Source organism: Mesorhizobium sp. BR-1-1-10 (genome assembly GCF_020165595.1).
Taxonomy (GTDB): Bacteria; Pseudomonadota; Alphaproteobacteria; order Rhizobiales; family Rhizobiaceae; genus Mesorhizobium; species Mesorhizobium australicum.
In genome coordinates, this window is record NZ_JAIUIL010000017.1 from 87,722 (window position 1) to 105,247 (window position 17,526).

Here is a 17,526-nt window from a genome sequence, read left to right on the forward strand (position 1 = left end):
TCAGTTAGCCGCTTGCGCCTTGAGCGCGCGCAAAATGCGTTCCGGCGTGATCGGCAGCGTGTCGATGCGCACGCCGACCGCGTCGAAGACGGCGTTGGCGACCGCCGGGATTTGGGGGTTGGCGCACATTTCGCCCGGTCCCTTGGCGCCATAGGGGCCATCTGCCGAAGGCCGCTCCAGCACGATGATTTCGGTTTCGGCGAGGTCGCCGGGACCAGGCATCAGATACTGGTTGAAGTCGGTACCGCCATGGTCGCGGTTGGGGTAGTAGGGCTCGGTCGTCTCGTAGAGCGCATGGCTGATGCCCATCCAGGAGCCGCCGACCAGCTGCTGCTCGACCATTTTGGGGTTCAACGCGCGGCCAATCTCGAAGACGTTCTTCACCGTCAGCACCGTGACCTCGCCGGTTTCGTCGTCGACTTCCACCTCGGCCACCGTGCAGGCATGCGCGTAGCAGGTCGACGGCTTCATCGCGCCGGTCTCCTTCTCCGGATAGGAGCGCGGGATCAAAAACATGCCGCGGCCTGAGATCGAGCGGCCGCGCTTGAAATGCGCCGACAGGGCGACATCGAAGATCGAGATCGATCTCTGCGGCGCGCCCTTGACCAGTATGTTGCCCTGGCCGTCGGTTTCGAGGTCCGAGGCATTCACTTCCAGTTCCTCGGCCGCCACTTCAAGCATCACCTGGCGGGCTTCCCTGGCGGCCTGGATGACCGCGTTGCCGGCGCGGTGTGTGCCGCGCGAGGCGAAGGTGCCCATGCAGTGCGGGCCGGTGTCGGTGTCGGCGGTGTCGACGACGACGCGATCGGTCGGCACGCCGATCGTCTCGGCGCAGATCTGCGCCATGATCTGCTTCATGCCCTGGCCGAGATCGACCGAGGACAGCGTGACCATGAAATTGCCGGTCGGGGTCGAATGCACCAGCGCCTGGGTCGGGTCGCCGCCAAGGTTCATGCCGGTGGGATAGTTGATCGCGGCGACGCCGCGTCCACGCCTGATCGCCATCTCAAGCTCCGTTCTTGTAGGAGGACATCGCCATGTATTTCTCCGCCACCGGCCAGTGGGCGGCGCGCGAGGCTTCCTGCATGCATTCGATGAGTGCCGCGCCCTCGGTCGGCTGGCGATGCGCCTTCATGTCGCCGTCGCGATAGGCATTGATGAAGCGGAATTCGAGTGGATCCATGCCGATCAGCCGCGCCAGCTTGTCCATCTGCACCTCCAGCGCGAAATCGCCGATGGTGACGCCGAAGCCGCGCATGGCCGACGACGGCGTGCGATTGGTGTAGACGCAGTAGGTGTCGATCCAGACGTTGGGGATGGTGTAGGGACCGGGATAGTGCCCGGCGCCCTTCTGCGCGCCATAGGGCGAGTGGCGGGAGTAGGCACCGGCATCGGTGTAGCCGGTGACCTTCCGTGCGACGATGCGGCCATCGTTCATGACGCCGTCCTTGATGACGACTTTTTCGGCCGCGCGGGGCGAGGAGATCTGCATCTCCTCCTCGCGGCTGTAGATAAAACAGACTGGTCGCCCGGTTAGTTTTGCCCCGAGGATGGCGATCGGTTCGACGATGACATCGACCTTGCCGCCGAAACCGCCGCCGACTGTGCCGCCGACAAAATGCAGCTTGCTGCCCGGCATCTGCAGGATGATCGAGGTGTTGTCGAGGGTGAAGAACATCGCCTGGGTGTTGGTGTAGCAGGTGAAGCGGTCATTGCCTTCGGGCGCCACGACGCAGCCGGTCGTCTCGGTCGGCGCATGCTCGATCGGCGAGGACTGGTAGCTTTGCTCCAGCACGTGATCGGCCTCGGCAAAGCCCGCTTCGACATCGCCGAAGCGCACCTTGCGGCACGCGCCGCTGTCATAGAGGTAATGGTTCTGGCCGTGATACTCGTTGACGATGGGCGCGCCGGGCTTCAGCGCTTCCTCCATGTTGAACACGGCGGGCAGCACTTCATAATCGACCTTGACCTTGGCGGCGGCTTCCTGGGCGGCCCGCTCGGTTTCGGCCAGCACCGCCACCACGGCCTCGCCCTTCCAGCGCACCTTGCCGTCGGCCAGGACCGTCTCGTCTTCCGGTCCGACCTGGATCAGGATCAGGATCGTGTAGACATTGTGCGGCACGTCCCTGGCCGTCAGCACCTTGACCACGCCCGGATGTTTTTCGGCCTCCGACGTGTCGATCGAGCGGATGCGGGCATGGTGATGAGGGCTGCGCACCATCTTCAAATGCAGCATGCCGGGAAAGTTGCGGTCGGCGAAATAGGCGGTCTTTCCGGTGACGTGGCCTGGCGAATCCGAGCGTGGCCGCGCCTGGCCGATCTCATGCAGATCGTCCTTGCGGACATCGGCGAAGTAGCTCTTGCGCAATTCCATTTCTTTGGTCCCTCAGAGCATGATGCCGAAAAGTGTGAAGCGGTTTTCGGGCGACATCATGCTCTATCTCTTTGATTTAGAGCCGGATTCGGATTTCAGGTCTGTTCGACCTGAAATCATCCGGCTCTAGGCCGCGTTCTGCGAATTGGCGCGGGCGGCGGTCAGCACCGCCTGGATGATCGGCTCGTAGCCGGTGCAGCGGCAGATGTTCCCGGACAGCGCCTCGACGACGTCCTCGCGGCTGGGATTGGGCGTGTGGTCGAGCAGCACCTTGGCGGCCATGATCATGCCCGGCGTGCAAAAACCGCATTGCGTGGCGAAGGCGTCGAGGAAGGCGCGTTGCAGCGGGTGCAGCACGCCGCCTTCGGCGAGGCCCGATGTGGTCGTGATCGTTGCACCGTTGCAGGTCTCGGCCAGCGTCAGGCAAGAGAGCCTCAACTCGCCGTCGATGATGACGGAGCAGGCGCCGCACGTGCCTTGGTGGCAGCCGCCCTTCGGCGAGGTGTCGCCGATCTTGTCGCGCAAGGCATTGAGCAGCGTGGTGCCGCTTTCTATGAATTCGGCTTTTTCGGAGCCGTTGAGCGTGAATTGAACGGGGACCTTTGCCATTCTTCCTCCTTGCGCGCCTGCCCGAGGAGCGGACAGACGCGCGCCCTCCCACGGGTGTTATTCGGTCAGCAGCAGTCGGCCGAGATGCACCGGCAGCACTTCGGCGCGATACCAGGCGCTGGCGATCGGGTCGGTGATGGGCGAGATGCCTTCAGCCGCGGCGGCCAGCGCCGGTGCGATGCCATCCGGGTCGAGCGTCCTGCCGAGCAGCGCTTTTTCCGCTGCCATGGCACGCATCGGCCGATCGGCCATGCAGCCCAGCGCGACCCGCGCCGAGGACACGGTCCCGTCTTCAGCCTGTTCCAGAACGATGGCGATGCTCAGCACCGAGACCCCCTTGGGCTTGACCCGCGACACTTTGAGGAAGCGGAAGCTGCCGGGCTTCGGAAGCGTGAAACCCACCGACGTGACGATGGCGCGGGAGTCGTCCCGCGCGGCCAGGAAGGTATCGATGGGCCTTTCGCCGTCATCGGTAGTGACCGTTGCGTCGAGCGCCAGCAGGGCCACGGCGAAATCGCCGTAGGGCGCCGGCGCGAACAGATTGCCGCCGACGGTCGCCATGTTGCGGATCGCCGGGCCACCGACGACGCGGGCGGCCTTGGCGAGGGTACCGAGTTCCGGATGGCGGGCGATCGCCGCCATGGTCACCGAGGCGCCGATGCGCACCTTGCCGTCGGACAGGGCGATGGCCGACAGGGCCGGGTCGGAGGCGCGGACAAGAGTGGAGACGGAGATACCGCCTTCATTGGCGGCTCGAACCACAAGCGTGCCGCCGCCGAGATAGCGGCTGCCAGCGACCGTCAGCGCCGCATTGGCGTCCTTCACGGTCGAGAATGTCTGCAATGCCAGCGCCATGGCGCGCTCCCGTGGTTTGGCTCAGCCTTGCTCGGCGAAATGGCTCTTCAATGCATTGAAGCCACCCTGAAAGACGTTGGTTCCCATGCCTTCGGCCAACTTGTCCGCTTCCTCGGCGGCGGCGTCGAAGCTGGCGGTCCATTCGGCATAGGTGCGGTCACCGTCGGTGACGCGCCTGAGCTGCAGCGTCGCCTTGTGGTTGGTGAGGGGCTGCGGCGTTTCAAGGATGGAATAGCTGACGAGGAAATTGTCATCGGAGAAGTCGAGCAGTTTTTCGCGCAGGCGGGCACCGCTGGCCAGCTGGAAGTTGCGCACGCAGCCGATGGTGGTGGCGTCCTTGCCGTCCTCGATATGGCTTTCGACCATGCGTGGATGCCAATCCGGCAACCCATTGAAGTCGCGTATGCGCGCCCAAACCTTTTCGACCGGTGCGTCGATGACGCTGGAGATGGTGACTTTGGGCATATGATGTTCCCTTGCGAATTTCGTTGCGGCAAGGGTAGGGCGCTAGCGCGCACAGCGCTTATCAATGCGTCTTGAGCGTCTATCAACCAGTCTGAAAAACAGATGGCTGCCGGCTCAGGCCATTGCCCGCGCGGCCTCGCGGTAGAGCGTCGGCGGCACGCCGACATGGTCACGGAAGAAACGCGAGAAATTGCCTTGCGTGGTGAAGCCGAGATTGCAGGCGACCGAGATCAGCGGCTCCCGCGACCATTGCAACTGCCGCACCGCTTCCTCCATGCGCAGCGTGTTCCAGTAGACATTGGGCGTCAGGTTGGTCTGTTCCTTGAACAAGGCGAAGAAATGCGGTCGCGAAAGGCCAACGGCGCGGGCAACGTCGTCGAAGGAGATGCGTTCGCAGACATTGGCCTTCATCAGCTGGATCGCCTTGCGGACGCGGAAATCCTGCACGGTGTTTATGCGGCCGCGCGCTTCCTGCGGCGCCGACGCGTCGGCGGCATCGAGCACCGAGTCGATGAAGCGCTCGATCTCGTAATTGGCGACGTCGTCGACGCTCTCATTGTCGGTGAGATGGTCGAGCAGGCTGGCGGCCGCCTGGTGCAGCCAAGGCTCGAGCGCGATCGCCGCCCGCGAAAACAGCGGCGCGCTGGACGGCAGGTCGCGCCGGCGGCGGGCCCAGTCGGGATCGATGTAGAAGGCGAGAAACAGACCGGGCGTCCCGTTTTGCGACAGGACATGGCTGTGGGGCTGGAAGGAATTGATGCCGGCGGCGGTGCAAGGGCCGAGGCGGACCGTCTCGCGGCCGATGGTCATCTCGCCGGCGGTGCCTTCGAGCCAGATGATCAGATGTGCCTCGACATGGGCATGGGTGACGAAGTCGCTCGCGACATTCAGGACAGAAACATGTCCGAACCGGCCCCAGTAGAGCCTGATCGCTTCCGTCATGGCATATCCTCCCGCAAGCGACTGGCCTCCCTTCGCTTGCAGGGAGGATTGTGCGGCCGGTTTTCGGCATCCGTCAAGGCATCGGCTGTTGGCCGGTACCAATGGAGGTTGGCTTCAGCCGATTTTCAGACTGAGCGATAGGATCAGAATGAATAGCGCTTCGACGGCGAAGAGCCCTCAGTCGCTGCGCCTGAAATTGCGAATGCGGTCGAACAGAACCGCGAGCAGGATGGCGCCGCCGATGAAAGTGCCTTGCCAGAAGGCGTTGATGCCGAGCAAGCCAAGGCTGTTGCGGATCACCTCGATGAGGGCAGCACCGACGATGGCGCCAAAGGCGGTGCCGACGCCGCCGGCCAAATTGGCGCCACCGATGACGGTGGCGGCGATCACTTGCAGTTCCATGCCGTTGCCGAGATTGGTGGTGACAGCGCCGAGCCAGCCGGTTTCGATGATGCCGGCAATGCCGGCCGACAGCGCCGAGATCATGTAGACGGCGACCTTGATCTGGCGCACCGGCACGCCGGTCAGCGTCGCGGCGTGCTCGTTGCCGCCAATGGCGAAGATATGCCGGCCGAACTTCGTCCAGCGCAGGACGAAGCCGGTGATCAGGGCCAGCAGGATCGTGTAGAGCACCGGGTTGGCGATGCCGAACACCCAGGCGCCGCCGCCGAGTGCCAGCAGCTTGTCGTGGTCCGGGCCGAACTGGAAGACGACGGTGTTGTTGGAGGCGACCATGGCGAGGCTGCGGGCGATCGACAGCATGCCGAGCGTCACCACGAAGGGCGGAAAGCCCAGATAGGCGATAAAAATGCCGTTGAAGGCGCCGATGACGAGCGCGGTGGCGATCGAGGCCAGAATGCCGATCTCGATCGAATAGCCTGCATGCATGGTGACGGCCAGCACCATCGAGCACAGGCACAGCACCGAGCCGACCGACAAGTCGATGCCACCGGTGATGATGACGAAGGTCATGCCGAGCGCCACGATGGCGACGAAGGTGATGTTGCGGGTGATGTTGTAGAGGTTCTTCGAGGTGGCGAAGGCATCGGTGGCGAAGGACAGGAAGATGCAGGCCAGGATGACGGCGACCACCACCCAGAAAGTCTGGCTGGAGAACAGGCGCGACAGGAAAGTGTGCTGCTTCTGCGCGATCGTCTGGTCAAGGGTGACTGCCATTATCGACCTTTCCTGCCGGCAGCGAAACGCGCCAGCGCAATGAAACCCGGTTTTATCCCTCTCACGCCGCCTGCTCGATGGCGCCGGTGATCAGCCCGGTGACTTCCTCGGGCGAGCTCGACGCGATCGCCTTGTCGGCGACCTTCCTGCCGCGCCGCATCACGATGACGCGGTCCGCGACGTCGAAGACGTCGGGCATGCGATGGCTTATCAGCACCACGGCGATGCCCTGGTTACGCAGGTTGCGGATGAGGTTGAGCACTTCGGCGACCTGCCGCACCGAGATCGCCGCCGTCGGCTCGTCCATCAGCACGATCTTGGCCTGCGACAGCATGGTGCGGGCGATCGCCACGGCCTGGCGCTGTCCGCCCGACATCTGCTTGACGAGATCGCGCGGGCGCGTCTCGGATTTCAGCTCGGCGAAGATATGGCCGGCGCGCTTGTACATCGCCGCATAGTCGAGGATGCGGAACGGGCCGACGCCACGGCGCAGTTCGCGGCCGAGATAGACATTGGCCGCCGCCGTCAGATTGTTGCAGAGCGCCAGGTCCTGGTGGACGATCTCGATGCCGTGCTGGCGGGCCTCGACCGGCTTGTGCAGGATGAGTTCCTTGTCGTCCATGCGCATCGTGCCATGGCTCGGGCGGAAATTGCCGGCGATCATCTTGACCAGCGTCGACTTGCCGGCGCCGTTGTCGCCCATCAGGCCGACGACCTCTCCGGGCTCGATCGACAGCGACACGTCGTTGACCGCCTGGATGGCGCCGAAATGCTTCGAGATGTTGGTGAGTTCGAGAACCGCCACCCGTCTTTGCCTCCCATGCCTGGCCCATCCGCACGCGGACAGGCGACAGCTTCCATTGGCTTTCCCCAGCTCCTCCCGGGGGCAGCGATGCGGTCATTTACGCGAATGGCATCGCGGGCGTCAATTGTCGAACAGGCAATTGTCAGACGAATAGTGCCGTGCGGAATTTGAAAAATCAGTTTTGTAGGACAAATAGCATTGACGTTGGCGGCAAGCCGTTATTAGTTGAGCGTCGGAGGAAGACATGCCGGCTTTGACGACGCCATCGGCGGCGCCAACGGCAGGAAGGTTTTGGCGATCGTGCAGCGTCGTCGCTGGGAGGGTCGTATCTGAAAATGCTTATCGGCCTGGCCGGATTGAATGGGCGCATGCGTCTCAGTCATCTCGCATCCCGGCTGGTTTGTGTGGCGGGCACGCCGTGTCCGTCTGGTTGCAAAGGGAGGACTGACATGAGGAAAACAGTATTGCTCGCCGCCGTCGCCGCCATGGCGTTGGGCGCCGGGCCGGCTTTGGCCAAGAAGCAGCTCGTTATCGTGGTGAAAGGTCTCGACAATCCATTCTTCGAAGCCATCCACCAGGGCTGCGAGAAATGGAACAAGGAAAACGCCAGCTCGGAATATGAATGCTTCTACACCGGTCCGGCATCGACTTCCGACGAGGCCGGCGAGGCGCAGATCGTGCAGGATATGCTGAGCAAGGCCGACACGGTGGCGATGGCGATCTCGCCGTCCAACGCGCCACTGATCGCACAGACGATCAAGAGCGCCAATCCGTCGATCCCGATCATGACCGTCGACGCCGACCTCGCCAAGGAAGACGCGGCACTGCGCAAGACCTATCTCGGCACCGACAACTACCTGATGGGCAAGAAAATCGGCGAGTACATCAAGAAGGCCAAGCCGAATGGTGGCACGATCTGCACCATCGAGGGCAATCCGGCGGCCGACAACATCTTGCGTCGCGCGCAAGGCATGCGCGACGCGCTGACGGGCAAGGAAGGCCTCACGGCACTTGCCGGCGAAGGCGGCTGGACGGAAGTCGCCGGCTGCCCGGTATTCACCAATGACGACGGAGCCAAGGGCGTTCAGGCGATGACCGACATCCTCGCCGCCAATCCCAAGCTCGACGCGTTCGGCATCATGGGCGGCTGGCCGCTGTTCGGCGCGCCGCAGCCCTACCGCGACCTGGTCGGACCGCTCAAGGACCGGCTGGCCAAGAACGACTTCGTCATCGGCGCCGCCGACACGATCGGCGACGAGGTGGCCATCGCCAGGGACGGCCTTGTCACCGCGCTGGTCGGCCAGCGGCCCTTCGAAATGGGCTACAAGGCACCATCGGTGATGATCGACCTGGTCGAAGGCAAGAAGGTTGACGATCCGGTCTTCACCGGTCTCGACGAATGCACCAAGGACACGGTCGACACCTGCATCCAGAAATAGGCCGCGATTTCGGGGCGCTCGCCAACGAGCGCCCCGTTTCCTCCAATTCTTCAACAGGACGCCTTGGTTGGGGCTATCGGAGCCCGGCTTTGACGCGTCAGTGGTTTGGATTTTCGGCAACGGGATCGGTGCGCCGCGCGGGTTTGGATCAATCCGGGTGACTGGCGGCCGACCTATTGGAACGTGGATGCCGGACGAGAAGGCAAAGAAAAAAGCCGGCCGGGCCAAGGCGCAAGCCAGCCACGACCCGGCAGCCATGCGCAGGGTGGATGCGGCGCACTTTCCCGGGTCCAGCGTCCATGCCTCGCTCGCCAGCGAGATTGGCCTCAGGATCGTGCGCGGCGACTATCCGCCTGGCAGCATCCTGCCCAATGAGGCCAAATGGGCCGAAACCTTCAATGTCAGCCGTTCGGCGGTGCGCGAGGCGATCAAGATGCTGATGGCCAAGAGCCTTCTGGCGTCGCGGCCAAAGATCGGGAGTTGGGTCGAGCCGAAGGAGCGCTGGAACCTGCTCGACCGCGACGTGCTGGCCTGGTACGCGACCGCGCCGGATCGCGAAGCGTTCCTTCGCACCGTGCAGGAGTTCCGCCACATCATCGAACCGGAAGCATCCGCCTTTGCCGCAATACGGCGCAGCGACGAGCAGATGGCCGAGATCAGCCTGGCCTGCCGGGAGATGGGCGAGGCGGCCAACCTGCCCGAGCGCATCCGTGCCGACACGCGCTTCCACCTCGCCATCCTGCGGGCCTCGGGCAACGACCTTCTGGTGCCGCTCGGCGTGTTGATCGAATCGGCGCTCGACCATCTCTTCATCTTCACCACACGCCAGGTCGGCGATCAACGGCGGGCACAGAAACTGCACGAGGCGATCGAGAAAAGCATCCGCCTGCAGCGGCCAGCCGCGGCGCGCAACGCCGTGCACAAGCTGCTTGCCGACACCGATGAGGGGATCGGAAGGGGCCGGCGCTAAGGCCAGCCGACCGTCCGGGTCTCAGATCGTCTGCTTCCTTCCATCCTTCGTCGGCATCAGGTCGATGCCATTGACCTTGGCGATGTGCGTGGCCAGCATCGGCACGAACTGCTCGGCCGGGCCGGTTGCGTGAGCGCCGGCGAAGGCGTTCTTGGTGGCGTTGCCGAGCGGATTGGCGATGCCCGCCGCCCCCGCCATCGATTCCAGATAGGTCAGGTCCTTGAAGGCATTGGCGATGGTGAATTTGTGGGCGTCGCGGTCGCCTTCCAGTGTCCAGCGCATGAAGGTCTGATAGAAGCCGCAATCCATGCGGCCATTGCGGATGACGCTGTCGAAACGCGGCGGCGAGATGCCGACCTTCTCCGCCAGTGCCAAGGCCTCGGAATAAAGGGCGGCGTAGCCCAGCGAGATGAAATTGTTGAGCAGCTTCATGCGGTGGCCGTCTCCGGTATCGCCGATATGCACGATGCGGCCGGCCCAGGTGTCGATCACCGGCTTGACCCTGGCAAAGACGGCATCGGGCGCGCCGACCATGGCGTCGAGCGTGCCTTCCCAGGCTTCCTTCGGCGTGCGGCTGAGCGGCGCGTCGACATAGTCGACGCCGAGCGCCTTGAGTTCCGCGGCAAGTGCCACGGTCGAGACCGGATCCGATGTCGAGCAGTCGACGACGACCGCCCCCTTCTTCAAACCCTCCTTGAGGCCATCGGGACCGCGAATGATAGCCTCCACCTCGCGCGAGCCGGTGACGCAGATGAAGACGATATCGGATGCCGCCGCCACATCGCGGGAAGTCGATGCCTCACGAGCGCCTCGGCCGAGAAGATCCTCCGCCGGTTTGCGGTTCTTGCGGCCGAGGAAGGTCAGGGAATATCCCTTGTCGACGATGTTCTTGGCGATGCCGTGCCCCATCAATCCAAGGCCGACAAAGCCGATCTTCTCACCCGTAGCGGTCGTGTTCATGCTGTCTGTCCTGTTGCGTGATTATCGATAATGTCGCCGCTGTTTTAGCCATAGACGGTTGCAGAAAGCAATATTGTCTGACAATACACGTAAATCCCAGGACTTTCGTGGAGACCAGAAATGACGAAGCGGATCATGTTCACCGGCGGCAGCGGCAAGGCTGGGCGCCACGTCGTGCAATATCTGGTGGAGCAGGGTTGCCAGGTGCTCAACATCGACACCAGGCCGCTCGACAATCCCAAGGTGCGCACGCTGATCACCGACATCACCGACAGCGGCCAGGTGTTCAACGCGCTGTCTAGCTATATGGGGCTGCACGAATTCGACCCCTCGCTACGCCCGCAGCCAGTGGACGCCGTGGTGCATTTTGCTGCCATTCCACGCATCATGATCACGCCCGACAACGAGGTGTTCCGCATCAATGCAATGGGCACCTACAACATCATCGAGGCGGCGGTGAAGCTCGGCATCCGCAAGGTGATCATCGCTTCCAGCGAGACGACCTACGGCCTGGTGTTCGCCAACGAGCCGCGCGATCCCGCGTATTTCCCGCTCGACGAGGACTATGACGTCGACCCGATGGACAGCTATGCGCTGTCAAAGATCGTCAACGAGAAGACCGCGCGCGCTTTCGCGCAGCGCAATGGCACGGATATCTATGCCTTGCGCATAGGCAACGTCATCGAGCCGCATGAGTATTCGCTGTTTCCGAAATGGTTCGCCGATCCTGGTTTTCGCAAGCGTATCGCCTGGAGCTACATCGATGCCCGGGACCTTGGCCAGATCACGCTGCGTGCCGTCGAGAAGGATGGGCTGGGCTACCAGGTGTTCAATGCCGCCAATGACGACACCTCGTCCGATCTGCCGACCGCCGAACTCCTGAAGCGGTTCTATCCCGACGTGCCGGTCAAGGGCGAACTCGGTGAATACGAGACGCTGCTGTCGAACCGCAAGGCGCGCGACATGCTCGGCTTCCGCCCGGAGCACAGCTGGCGCAAATACGTCAAGACCGCCTGAGCGTGGTGGAATCGCGGCTGGGTTGTGCATAGAGGCCGGCTTTGCGGCCCCGCGCCCGCGCCGCGCTTGACAGCCTCCCTAAACCGGCCTTTCTGGACTGCATGCGGGACGCGAAGCCGAACAAGGAAAAATCGCCGAAAAAGGCTGTAGCCGCCGATCGTCCGGCCGGTGTTCGGCGAGCCGACGCGGCACGTATTCCGGGCTCCAGCGTGCACACATCACTGGCCAGCGAGATTGGGCTCAGGATCGTGCGCGGCGATTATCCGCCCGGCACCATCCTGCCCAATGAGGCCAAATGGTCGGAGACGTTCAGCGTCAGCCGCTCGGCGGTGCGCGAGGCGATCAAGATGCTGATGGCCAAGAGCCTGCTCGCATCGCGCCCCAAGATCGGCAGCTGGGTCGAACCCAGGGAACGCTGGAATCTGCTCGACCGCGATGTGCTCGCCTGGTACGCGACGTCGCCCGACCGCGAGGTTTTCCTGAAGACGGTGCAGGAATTCCGCCACATCATCGAGCCGGAAGCGACCGCATTCGCCGCCATGCGGCGCACCGACGAGCAGATGGCCGAGATCAGCCAGGCCTGCCGGGAGATGGGAGAGGCGAAAAGCTTGCAGGAACGGACCCGTGCCGACACCCGCTTCCACCTCGCCATATTGCGTGCCTCGGGCAATGATCTGCTGGTGCCGCTCGGCGTGCTGATCGAATCCGCCTTCGATCACCTGTTTGCCTACACGACCCGGGAGCTCGACGATTTGCAGCTCGCCCAGAAGATGCACGAGGCAATCGAAAAGAACATCCGCCTCCAGCGGCCGGATGCGGCGCGCAATGCCGTGCGCAAGCTGCTGGCCAATACCGACAACGTCATCCGTTCGCGATAGATTTCCGCGACACGGCCGTTGGGCGCGGGTGTTCGCGCCTTGGAATTCGAAGCAATTCGGGGCCGGACCGCACAAAATTCAAAAGCCTGTGTCGGATCGGCTGTGCGGTACCCGTCCTTGGGGCATCGAACAGAGACCACGAAGGAGTATCGACATGCCCAGCACCGTACGTCTGCACCGTGTTCTGACCACCAGCCCGGAGAAGGTCTACCGCGCGTTCCTCGAGGCCGATGCGCTTGCCAAATGGCTTCCGCCGAACGGCTTCACCTGCACGGTTCATCACTTCGAGGGCAAGGTCGGCGGTACCTTCAAGATGTCGTTCCGCAACTTCACCACTGGCGACAGCCATTCGTTTGGCGGTGAGTACGTCGAGCTCGTCGCGGGCGAACTCCTGCGCTACACCGACAGGTTCGACGATCCCAACCTGCCCGGCGAGATCCAGGTGACCGTGACGCTGAAGAAAGTGTCCGTGGGCACCGAAGTGAACATCACACAAGCCGGCATTCCAGACGCCATTCCCGCCGAAGCCTGCTATCTCGGCTGGCAGGAGTCGCTGCGAAACCTGGCCAAGCTTGTCGAACCCGAGATCAGACAAGGGCGCCTACCGGCTGGATAGCGGTAATAAACGGGTTCCTCACCTCGTTTTTGATGGGGTGAGGAACAAGCTTGAGGAGCCATTGGCGGCGAAAGCCTAATCCTCTTTTGGCCGCCCGAATGCGGCACGCAATTCGTCCTTGGCGTCCTCGAGGATCTTCTTGCGAGCCGCGGGCAGGTTTTTTCCGGCCCTGTTGATGTAGAAATTCAGCATCGACATGGCGGACTGGAAGGGCTCGGCCTTGCGGCGGTGGCTGTGTTCGGCCGAACGCTTGAGCGAGGCGGCGATCTTCTTGGCGTCGTCGGATTCGAACACGTGGTCCTCGAGATCCATAGCATCGCTGTGCTCGGTCACCTCGGCCGACCATTTCTGCTTGGTGGCGGTCATGGCTGGTCTCCTTTGCGGGGTTGTTGATCGGAAACTCCAGATGCTGGCGCCGGTTCCCGCGCTCGTACCTCCCTGGAGCCACCGATTTGCCCGCCGTGGCGCTGCTGTGCGCCGAGAATGCGTCGATAGTGGCCAAAACAGCAGCGGTTGAGGCCGCCGACAGGAAACGCCTTTGTCACGAACCGACTTGAGCCGGCCCAGCCCCGGTATCGACAGTTCCTACGCCTGGATGCGTCTAGCCATCTCGATGCTGCTAGCGACGATCGGTGCGGTCGGCATGTGGGCCGTCGTCGTGGTGCTGCCTGCGGTACAGGCCGAGTTCGGCGTCGACCGCGCCGCGGCATCCATGCCTTACACCGCAACCATGGTCGGCTTTGCCGCCGGCAATGTGCTGGTCGGCCGCGCCATCGATCGCATGGGTTACTGGATTCCGGCGCTGTTTTCCTCGATCGCGCTCTCCGCCGGCCTTCTGCTCGCGGCTTTGTCGACCTCGATCCTGCAATTCACCCTTGCGCAAGGCGTGCTGATCGGTCTCGGCACATCGGTGATCTTCGGGCCGCTGATCGCCGATATATCGCACTGGTTCAATCGCCGCCGCGGCGTCGCCGTCACCGCGGCCGCGGCCGGCAACTACCTCGCCGGAGCGATCTGGCCGACCATCATGCCGGCGCTGATCAAAGCGGAAGGCTGGCGCTTCACCTATGCCGCCATCGGCGTCTTCTGCCTGGTCACCATGGTGCCGCTGGTGCTTTTGCTGCGCCGCGGCGCTCCGGAAGCGGCAGCCGTCGGCCCGGCCGGAAGCCGGTCCGTGCAGCCGATACCGATGTCTCCGGCCGCGATGCAGATGCTGCTGGTCGTCGCGGGACTGGGCTGCTGCGTGGCGATGTCGATGCCGCAAGTGCACATCGTCGCCTATTGCATGGATCTTGGCTACGGCATGGCGCATGGCGCCGACATGCTGTCGATCATGATGGCCGCGGGCGTCGTCAGCCGGCTCGCCTCGGGCTTTGTCGCCGACCGCATCGGCGGTGTCAAAACCTTGCTTATCGGCTCCGTGCTGCAATGCCTGTCGCTGCTGTTCTACATCCCGTTCGACGGGCTCGCCTCGCTCTATGTCGTGTCGCTGGTCTTCGGCTTGTCGCAAGGCGGCATCGTGCCTTGCTATGCGATCATCGTGCGCGAATACCTGCCCGCCAAGGAGGCCGGCCAGCGCATCGGCGTCGTCATGATGGCGACGATTTTCGGCATGGCGATCGGCGGCTGGATGTCGGGCTGGATCTACGACCTGACCGGCTCCTATGCCGCCGCTTTCCTGAACGGCATCGCCTGGAACCTGCTTAACATATTGGCGATCGGGCTGTTCATGTGGAAGGCGAGGCACAGAGCTGCCGTAGCCGCCTGAGGAAGGCCAAGCACGGCCACTTGGTGGCTCGGCTTGACAACAGGCAGTCACTGCGCGACGCCAGGGCGGATGGGTGCGGCAACAGGCCGGTGAGATGGCGACAGCTGGAAAGATCGCATTGCGGGCGCGCTTCGATGGCCATGCGCATGGGCCAAGACCGTGATCAAGCCGCGTTCGCGCCGGGGCGGTGGCCGCCCAACCCTGTCGGATGTGGCACGCAAGGCCGGCGTCGGCGCCATCACCGTTTCACGCGCACTGCGCGACCCGGCACGTGTTTCCGAGGAACTGCGCCGTCAGATCCAGGCCGCCGTCGACGAACTCGGCTATGTGCCGGACCCCAATGCGCGTGCATTGGCCTCGGCGCGCGCCGAAGTGTTCGGCGTACTGGTGCCTTCGCTGACCAACAACGTCTTCGCCGAGGTGGTGCGCGGCATCTATGACTGCCTGTCGGACAGCCCGTTCCGCATCCAGCTCGGCAATACGCACTATTCCGGACTGGAGGAAGAGCGGTTGCTGCAGCTGTTCGGTTCGCAACGCCCGGCCGCGCTCATCATTGCCGGCATCGATCAGACGCCTGCTTCGCGAAAACTCCTGGAGAATGCCGGTTGCCCGGTGGTTCAGGTGATGGAGACCGGACCCGATCCGGTGGACATGATGGTCGGCTTCTCGCATCTCGATGGCGGCCGGACGGCGACCGAGCACCTGATAGAGGCCGGGTATCGCCGGATCGGCTTCATCGGTGCACGCATGGACCCGCGCTCGCAGCGGCGCCTGGCTGGTTACCGGGTGGCGATGGAGAAGGCCGGGCTCTCGGACCCGCGCCTGATCACCACCACGCCGGTGCTGTCCAGCGTGCCGCTTGGCCGCGAACTCTTCCGCGATGCGCTTGCCAAGATGCCGACGCTCGACGGCGTGTTCTGCAACAATGACGACATCGCGCTCGGCGTGCTGTTCGAATGCCATCGTGCCTCGATCGAGGTGCCGAAGACCATCGGCATTGTCGGCTTCAACGATCTCGACATGATGCAGGTGGCGTTTCCCTCGATCACCAGCATCCGCACCCATCGCTACGAAATCGGCAGGCGCGCGGTGGCCATGGCTCTTGCGGCGATATCGGGTGACAGGCCGCGGCAGCGGGTCGTCGACCTTGGCTTCGAGCTGAAGCGCCGCGAGAGCACAGCCCGCTGAACACGCTTTCGAGAACACCCGCGAATGACGCTTTACACAACGTCATGGTAGCGCTACCATTTTCCATTGGAGAGCGTCGCCACTCAAATGTTGGGCCTGTTTATTATACATAAGCAACAGCTCATGCTTGTTTATTATGTATAATATGATAGCCTTTTCCCAACCGAAGGAGACGGCAAGGGGAGGGATCGCCGAGGTCTTCGGCATCTGGCAGGCGTGACTGGGTAAGGCGGGAGGTGCCAGCCGGGAGCGCGAAATCGCATAAAAACTGAACCGACAAATCGGAACTGCAATCGGGAGGATTATCGATGATCAAGTCACTTGTCGGCGGCATCGTTGCTGCCAGCGCATTCGTCATGCTCAATTCGGCGGCCATGGCTGCCGGCCCGGAGATCGTCTCCGGTCCCGCCGCCCAGGCCGACTGTTTCGCGCCCTGGGACGCGAACACCAAGTTCTTCAAATTTCCGAAGAAGGAAGGTCCGTTCCGCATCGCCTTCGCCAATGGCTATATCGCCAACACCTGGCGCATCCAGATGGTGCAGACGGCCAAGGCCTATGCGTCGCAGCCCGACGTGAAGGCAAAGATCAAGGAATTCAAGGTCGTCTCGACGGGCGAGGACGTGCCGGCGCAGATTTCGGCGATCAACAACTTCATCGATTCCGGCTATGACGCCATCGTCACCGACGCGCAGAACCCGACCGCCTTCGGCCCGGTCATCAAACGCGCCAAGGAAGCCGGCATCGTGCTGGTCGCCTTCGACAATATTCTCGACACCAAGGACGCTATCAACGTCAATGTCGACCAGAAGGGACTTGGCGAATTGTGGGCCAAGTGGCTGGTCGCCAAGATCCCGAATGGCGGCAAGATCCTGGAAGTGCGCGGCGTCGCCGGCACCTCCGTCGACACCGATCGCCACAACGGCATCCATGAGGTGTTCGACGCCTCCGGCAAGAAGTGGGATGTGACCGAAGTCGCCGGCAAATGGGATGACGGCGTGGCGCAGAAAGTGACCGCCGATGCGATCGCCACCAACGGTCCGTTCGACGGCATCACCGGCCAGGGCGGCGACACCGGCATCGTGCAGGCGATGATGGACGCCAAGCATCCGTTCGTGCCGTTCGGCGGCGAGACCGAAAACGGCTTCCGCAAGTTCTGCGCGGCGCATTCGGCCGATGGCCTGAAGTGCACCTCCGCCGGCTCGGGCCCGGCCCAGGTCGCCGTCGCCATCAAGACGGCGATCGCGGCACTCGAAGGCGAAGTGGTGCCGCAGGAGGTGAAGCTGCCTCTGGCCGTCGCCACGGATCCGGACATGAAGGAAGGCACGGATTACTTCCCGAAGGAGTCCGACAATTTCTTCGTCGGCAATTCCTTCCCGACCTGCGGCATCAATTTCAGCGCCCAGGAAATCATGGGGCAGACCAAGGAAAACCAGTAGTCGCTTTCTATCGGCTGGGGGGGGGGGG

18 protein-coding genes are annotated in these 17,526 nt (G+C 63.2%); 8 read left to right on the forward strand and 10 right to left on the reverse strand.

The genetic code is table 11. The annotated features are described in order from the left end of the window. The 8 genes from LB555_RS29370 to LB555_RS27900 form a co-directional block, all read right to left on the reverse strand. Positions 1–1,005 carry a xanthine dehydrogenase family protein molybdopterin-binding subunit gene (locus LB555_RS29370; protein WP_015317098.1) on the reverse strand — a complete coding sequence of 335 codons (1,005 nt, stop codon included), beginning with the start codon at positions 1,003–1,005 and terminating at the stop codon, positions 1–3. Between the two features lies 1 nt (position 1,006). Further along, entirely contained in the window at positions 1,007–2,374 is a 1,368-nt protein-coding gene (locus LB555_RS29375; protein ID WP_263489340.1) for a xanthine dehydrogenase family protein molybdopterin-binding subunit, read from the reverse strand. Between the two features lie 126 nt (positions 2,375–2,500). Next, positions 2,501–2,983 carry a (2Fe-2S)-binding protein gene (locus LB555_RS27875; protein ID WP_224684252.1) on the reverse strand — a complete coding sequence of 161 codons (483 nt, stop codon included), beginning with the start codon at positions 2,981–2,983 and terminating at the stop codon, positions 2,501–2,503. 57 nt (positions 2,984–3,040) lie between these two features. After that, complete coding sequence (locus LB555_RS27880; RefSeq protein ID WP_224684253.1) at positions 3,041–3,838, reverse strand: FAD binding domain-containing protein; 798 nt, start codon at positions 3,836–3,838, stop codon at positions 3,041–3,043. A 21-nt stretch (positions 3,839–3,859) separates the two neighbouring features. Further along, positions 3,860–4,303 carry an SRPBCC family protein gene (locus LB555_RS27885; protein WP_224684254.1) on the reverse strand — a complete coding sequence of 148 codons (444 nt, stop codon included), beginning with the start codon at positions 4,301–4,303 and terminating at the stop codon, positions 3,860–3,862. Positions 4,304–4,417: 114 nt separating this feature from the next. Next, the gene (locus LB555_RS27890) at positions 4,418–5,245 is read right to left on the reverse strand and encodes a helix-turn-helix domain-containing protein (RefSeq protein WP_224523439.1); all 828 of its coding nucleotides are present in this window, start codon (positions 5,243–5,245) and stop codon (positions 4,418–4,420) included. A 177-nt stretch (positions 5,246–5,422) separates the two neighbouring features. Beyond that, positions 5,423–6,421 carry an ABC transporter permease gene (locus tag LB555_RS27895; RefSeq protein WP_015317104.1) on the reverse strand — a complete coding sequence of 333 codons (999 nt, stop codon included), beginning with the start codon at positions 6,419–6,421 and terminating at the stop codon, positions 5,423–5,425. 61 nt (positions 6,422–6,482) lie between these two features. Next, entirely contained in the window at positions 6,483–7,226 is a 744-nt protein-coding gene (locus LB555_RS27900; protein ID WP_140615494.1) for an ATP-binding cassette domain-containing protein, read from the reverse strand. Positions 7,227–7,675: 449 nt separating this feature from the next. Here LB555_RS27900 and LB555_RS27905 point away from each other — a divergent pair, with 449 nt between their 5' ends. Both LB555_RS27905 and LB555_RS27910 read left to right on the forward strand, forming a co-directional pair. Further along, positions 7,676–8,665 carry a sugar-binding protein gene (locus LB555_RS27905; RefSeq protein ID WP_140615496.1) on the forward strand — a complete coding sequence of 330 codons (990 nt, stop codon included), beginning with the start codon at positions 7,676–7,678 and terminating at the stop codon, positions 8,663–8,665. 187 nt (positions 8,666–8,852) lie between these two features. Next, a complete protein-coding gene (locus LB555_RS27910; RefSeq protein ID WP_140615498.1) occupies positions 8,853–9,635 on the forward strand; it encodes a FadR/GntR family transcriptional regulator in 783 nt (260 codons plus the stop codon). 21 nt (positions 9,636–9,656) lie between these two features. Here the strand turns inward: LB555_RS27910 and LB555_RS27915 are convergent, their stop codons facing one another. Next, positions 9,657–10,595, reverse strand: coding sequence for an NAD(P)-dependent oxidoreductase (locus LB555_RS27915; protein WP_140615500.1), 939 nt, complete (start codon positions 10,593–10,595; stop codon positions 9,657–9,659). A 120-nt stretch (positions 10,596–10,715) separates the two neighbouring features. Here LB555_RS27915 and LB555_RS27920 point away from each other — a divergent pair, with 120 nt between their 5' ends. The 3 genes from LB555_RS27920 to LB555_RS27930 all read left to right on the forward strand — a co-directional run bounded on the left by LB555_RS27920 (position 10,716) and on the right by LB555_RS27930 (position 13,106). Continuing rightward, positions 10,716–11,612, forward strand: coding sequence for an NAD-dependent epimerase/dehydratase family protein (locus tag LB555_RS27920; protein ID WP_015317109.1), 897 nt, complete (start codon positions 10,716–10,718; stop codon positions 11,610–11,612). A gap of 101 nt (positions 11,613–11,713) precedes the next feature. After that, positions 11,714–12,490, forward strand: a complete 777-nt coding sequence (locus tag LB555_RS27925) for a FadR/GntR family transcriptional regulator (protein ID WP_140790328.1) — start codon at positions 11,714–11,716, stop codon at positions 12,488–12,490. A 154-nt stretch (positions 12,491–12,644) separates the two neighbouring features. After that, positions 12,645–13,106, forward strand: a complete 462-nt coding sequence (locus LB555_RS27930) for an SRPBCC family protein (protein ID WP_224684255.1) — start codon at positions 12,645–12,647, stop codon at positions 13,104–13,106. Positions 13,107–13,181: 75 nt separating this feature from the next. On the opposite strand, the gene LB555_RS27935 is transcribed toward LB555_RS27930, so the two are convergent. Next, complete coding sequence (locus LB555_RS27935; RefSeq protein ID WP_015317112.1) at positions 13,182–13,472, reverse strand: DUF3175 domain-containing protein; 291 nt, start codon at positions 13,470–13,472, stop codon at positions 13,182–13,184. A gap of 172 nt (positions 13,473–13,644) precedes the next feature. On the opposite strand from LB555_RS27935, the gene LB555_RS27940 reads away from it, so the two are divergent. The 3 genes from LB555_RS27940 to LB555_RS27950 all read left to right on the forward strand — a co-directional run bounded on the left by LB555_RS27940 (position 13,645) and on the right by LB555_RS27950 (position 17,498). After that, positions 13,645–14,874 carry an MFS transporter gene (locus LB555_RS27940; RefSeq protein ID WP_224684256.1) on the forward strand — a complete coding sequence of 410 codons (1,230 nt, stop codon included), beginning with the start codon at positions 13,645–13,647 and terminating at the stop codon, positions 14,872–14,874. Between the two features lie 159 nt (positions 14,875–15,033). Then, the gene (locus LB555_RS27945) at positions 15,034–16,062 is read left to right on the forward strand and encodes a LacI family DNA-binding transcriptional regulator (RefSeq protein WP_015317114.1); all 1,029 of its coding nucleotides are present in this window, start codon (positions 15,034–15,036) and stop codon (positions 16,060–16,062) included. Positions 16,063–16,370: 308 nt separating this feature from the next. Beyond that, complete coding sequence (locus LB555_RS27950; protein ID WP_015317115.1) at positions 16,371–17,498, forward strand: sugar ABC transporter substrate-binding protein; 1,128 nt, start codon at positions 16,371–16,373, stop codon at positions 17,496–17,498. The last annotated feature ends 28 nt before the right edge of the window (positions 17,499–17,526 follow it).